Genomic DNA, 4,326 nt, shown 5'->3' with positions numbered 1-4,326 from the left:
TCCCTATTGTCGGGCGCTCTTATTCTTTTCGATCTTGCGGCTGTGGGACTATCAGAGGATCTTCCGGTAGCTGTCAACAACGGGGCCTCCACCTGCGGAAACGGCCCGCTGGCGCTGGCTGTCACACCGTTGTTCGGGCACTCCCGGATGTGGGCGGCGATCCTCGCCGGCTGGATCTCCGCGTTGCTGCAGGCCATCACCGGCTACGACCAGCACACCGGCCGCGCGCACGCCGCCCGTCTCCGCCGCGACCTGCTCCTGGTCCCCGGCCGGCTGGTGCGCCACGCCGGCCAGCCCATCCTGAGCCGTCAACGATCTTCGACAGCGCTACTGGCGGATGTAGGTCAGAAGGTCAGGTCGTCCCAGGTGATGGTGATCGGGATGGGGTTGGTGATCTCGGGAGGGCCGCTGGCCTCGTCCTTCATGAAGGTGCCGAGGTGTTTGTAGAGCATGCTGGCGCGGTCGAGTGCGTAGCGTTCGATGCTGGTGACGCCGTCGTTGTCGAGCCTGGTGATCCAGTAGTGCGGGATACCCGCGCGGGCGTACTCGCCGAGCTTGTCGGTGGTGTCCTGAGTCTCCGAGCCGGGCGAGACGATCTCGATGACGAGCAGGGCGTGCTCGGCGCGGAGCCGTTCGCCGCGGTCGCGGTCGAGGCAGCGGTAGAGGATGACGTCGGGCCGGCGGTTGAGCAGTGGGACGTCGCGGAGCCGCAGGTCCACGTCGTTGTTGACCGTCAGGCAGCCGAACCGGCCTGACTTCACCGCGTCCCGGGCGTGCCGCTCCAGGAGGTTGGCCAGCCGCCGGCCGGCGGTCTGGTGATCCGGGGTGGGGGCCTCGCAGAACACGATGTAGCCGTCGACGATCTCGATTGCCCGTGCGAGTTCCTCCGATAGCGCCTCATACTCCGCGGCTGTCACGCGCGCGGGCTGCGGGCGCAGGTCACGCAGCCAGCTGTCCTCCGGCAGGGCCGTCGTCACCATCGCCTCCCGGCCAGGTCTGCTCGTCGGACGTCCACGACGTCGGTGGACCGCGGTCCACTCGTCCCAGCGTAGATCCCAGGCGCACGGCCGCGTGCGCGCACCGCATCAGGACACAGCCTCGCAGTGCCGCGCCCGTTCAGCCGGCCCTAGGCAGCGCCCACCCGGACCGAGCCTGACGGCACCGCCGGCGATCACCACCAAACGCTGGGACGTCCCGCACAGGAGCGCGGATCAACCGACCTCCTTACAGCGGCGTACTCGGCCACCGACTGTGCCGCGCGAGCTGCATCTATGCAGCTCAGCACGCCCCTATTGCCGGGCGCTCTAAGCCGAATAGTCCTCATAATCCTCCGGTCGTGGGTTCGAGCCCCACCCGCCCCACCACATTATTGATCATGTTTCTGGCCTGCGCGAATGCGGTTTGCGATCTACCGCTTGGAGACCAGGCGCTTGGATCGGTGCTGGTCAGCGCCTCGGCAGCCGGTTCGAGCCCCGCTTGGACGTCCAGGTTGCCGTTGCGCGAACCGCCTCCATTCGGGGGCGTTGTAGCTGGTAGGACGCCTGTGGTGGACCGGCTGAGCAGCGCCGCCGCCCGGTGCAGCCGGGGCCGCAGCCCGCTAGGTCCAGGCATGGAAGCGGCGGTGCGCCGTCGGCGGCGATTAGCCCGGACGACGACAGCAGGTGCCGCCAGACGCAGCCCGAGGTCAGCACGCGCAACGGGCAGCCGCTTCCGGTGCCGCTTTACTCCTTCACTGAGAGCAACGTGCAATTGCCCGCTATGGCAGCGTCCACCCCGTCCACGAGCCTGCTCGCCTGTCTGTCGTCCGCAGGACCCGACACCTCGGTGACGTCGACCCAACAGCGTCCCGAAGTACGTGGCCTCCCGCGGCAAGCCCGGCCTCTTGTGGGCCGAGTCCACGCAGCTCGGCCCGGATCTGGCCGGCGCAGTGCGCGAGATCCGTGCCCGGCACGAGCACGTGAAGGTCGTCGGGAGCCTGAACCTGGTGCAGACCCTCCTGCGCGAGAAGCTCTTCGACCGTCTCGACCTCTGGGTGCACCCGATCGTGCTCGGCGTCGGGAAGAAGGTGTTCGACGGCGGCGCGGTGCCCACAAACGTCACGCTCCTCGAACCGCCGGCAGCCGCTCCGAAGGGCACCGCGTACCTGCGTGGCACGCCTGGGACGGGAGACATGAGCGCACCCGATCGCGGTGCCGGGCGCGACGACTGAAGCCGGCCCGCACCAGATGGGTCTGTGTTGTCGGCGGTGAATCCTCCAGGTCGGCGCCGTACGCAATGGTCTGGCAGACCCTGTCGCCCTAGCTAGGCAGGACCGTCATCGCTGTCATCGCTGTCATCGCCGTGACCGCGCAGACCACGACCGGCAGGCACAGGCGACGGCGAGGCCAGCGGCGAGACCGCATCCTCGCCACCCACATGGCCGCCGCCCAGCAGCTCTCACCCACCCGGCGGTTCCGCGAGCAGCACCGCGAGGCCGGCGGGCCACAGCGACTCGCTGTCGACCCAGATGTCGCCCGCGTCCTCCGGTCAGCCGTGGGTGCTCGACGGTGTCAAGCTGTCCCGCTGCTGGCTGGTGCCGAGTGCCGAACGTTGCCTCGGTGTCGCTGCGCAACTGCGCGACCAGGCTGCGCGCAGTGCCTGCGCCGATGAGCAAGCGTTTGCGGAGGTTCTCCAGATCTGAACGAGTCGACCCACCGGAAGAAATCTGCCTGTTACGGCCCGTCGACACTCGTGAAACGTGAGTCGACTGAGAGCAGGCTGTACCGGCTCTTCGAGGTGATTCCCAGGTTGGTGTGTTCGACGGCGCGGGAGACGGTGACGGTGATGGTCTCGCCGAGTCCCAGGCCGAGACTGAGGAGGCGTTCCTCGCTGTTCACATCAACGTCGATGCGCGGGCTGTTCTTCGCGACACCGAGCTTGAGGGAGAACGAACCGTTGATGTTGAGTTCGACGACGCGTCCCGTGAAGAAACGCTGGTCGACCGACTCTCGCCGTTCGAGGTTCCTGCGGACATGCGCGCGGCCGAGCTCCGTGAGCGTGGCCCGGCGGCTGGTGCCGGACGAGGACCGCCAGATCACGTCTAGGTCGACATCGTGTCGTTCCAGCGCATCGGTCAGGGCGACGAAGGCGTGGAGCAGGTCCGTCCTGTCGGCGAACCGTCGCATGTCCTGCTGGCCTTCGGCCGCGTCGTGCAGGTCCGCGACAGAGCGGACCGCGCTGTCAACGGGGTCCGCCATGGGAAGCGCGAGCTGGCTGCCCTCATCCGCCGGCTCGGCGGGAACGGGGGCAGGGGCGAGGTGGAGCACCGCGCTGCCCCGCGAGAAGCCGACGAGGTCGAGCTGGAGGTCGGCCTGGCTCGCCGAAGGCATCGCTGCGCTGAGCTCCTTGCGGAACGCGGCGAGGACCTCCTCGACGATCCGTTCGGGCAGCCGGCCGTTGACCCTGTCCCCGCTGAACCTCAGCGACAGGAACCGGGCGGTCACCGCGTCCGGATCGTAGGCGGACAGCGCTTCCGCGAAGCTGCGGTCCAGCGCCTCGACGAGATCGACATCGGACGCGTCGGCATCGTCGCCGGCCTGGCTGAGGTAGTCGTCGGCCATCCGGCGGGCGGCTGGACTGGACAACCGTTCAAGATTGTCTCGTCTCATACTTCCACCTCCAGGTAGCCGCGGCTCAGCGCGCCGCTCTCCTTGGTCGGCGGGCCTTTAGGCTCGCCGACCGGCCGGGTTCTCTGCCAGAAGTCGTCGAACGCCCCACGGTTCAGCGCGTAGTCGAGCTCCGGCCCCGGGGCCAGGTTCTGAAGCCGGAACGGACTCTGCACGTAGCGGTAGCGGATCAGGATCGGGCTGAGCCGGAACTGCTTCAGCATCTTCTCCCGGTTCGCCAGTTCGACGAGCTTCTTGGCGCCCGGCTTGCCCTTGCACTTCTGGATGGCGTCGTAACCGACCATCACCGACAGGTCCAGGTTGTGTGGATCGAGCTTCTCCGAGATGAAGCTGCCCGCGAGCCATACCACGCTCAGCAGCGCGTCGTCCCCGAGATGAGGCCGCATCCGCTCCTCGATGTCGGCCCAGATCCGCAGGTAGGCGACGAAGCCGTCCCAGATCTCCCGGCGGGTCGACGATCCGGGGAAGCCGTCCACGAAACGCTCCAAGACCTCGTCGAGGGCCGCCCGGTACCGGCCGGGAGGTAGGTGCGGCGGCTGACCAACCAGGGGTGGGATCACGACCAGGGGACTCCAGTTAATGGCTCGCGTAAAAATTACTCCCGGCTGTTCGGGCGTGTCGCGTCCTGGTCCGGCAAGGCCTTGATCGTGTAGTTCCAGTT

Annotated in this window: 4 protein-coding genes and 1 pseudogene; 1 reads left to right on the top strand and 4 read right to left on the bottom strand. The window is 67.8% G+C overall.

Going from position 1 to position 4,326, the window contains the following annotated elements; genetic code table 11:
* Positions 1-51 precede the first annotated feature (51 nt).
* Together MJ797_RS08955 and MJ797_RS08950 are read right to left on the bottom strand one after the other, a co-directional pair.
* Positions 52-285 carry a hypothetical protein gene (locus MJ797_RS08955; protein WP_239333619.1) on the bottom strand — a complete coding sequence of 78 codons (234 nt, stop codon included), beginning with the start codon at positions 283-285 and terminating at the stop codon, positions 52-54.
* Positions 286-344: 59 nt separating this feature from the next.
* On the bottom strand, positions 345-980 hold the full coding sequence (locus MJ797_RS08950) for a Uma2 family endonuclease (RefSeq protein WP_239333617.1): 636 nt from the start codon (positions 978-980) through the stop codon (positions 345-347).
* An 857-nt stretch (positions 981-1,837) separates the two neighbouring features.
* On the opposite strand from MJ797_RS08950, the pseudogene MJ797_RS08945 reads away from it, so the two are divergent.
* Positions 1,838-2,209 (top strand): annotated as a pseudogene (locus MJ797_RS08945) (dihydrofolate reductase family protein); the annotation flags it as partial.
* Between the two features lie 502 nt (positions 2,210-2,711).
* On the opposite strand, the gene MJ797_RS08940 reads toward MJ797_RS08945, so the two are convergent.
* Positions 2,712-3,647 (bottom strand): hypothetical protein, encoded by a 936-nt coding sequence (locus MJ797_RS08940; protein WP_239333613.1) that lies wholly within the window; start codon positions 3,645-3,647, stop codon positions 2,712-2,714.
* The coding region (locus tag MJ797_RS08935) for a hypothetical protein (protein ID WP_239333611.1) at positions 3,644-4,326 on the bottom strand (683 nt) is incomplete at its 5' end. The genes MJ797_RS08940 and MJ797_RS08935, both read right to left, overlap by 4 nt.

The sequence above is a fragment of the Protofrankia sp. CiP3 genome, assembly GCF_917627345.1.
Lineage (GTDB): Bacteria > Actinomycetota > Actinomycetes > Frankiales > Frankiaceae > Protofrankia.
The sequence above is the reverse complement of the archived record's forward strand: the minus strand, read 5'-3'. Positions and strand labels throughout refer to the sequence as shown.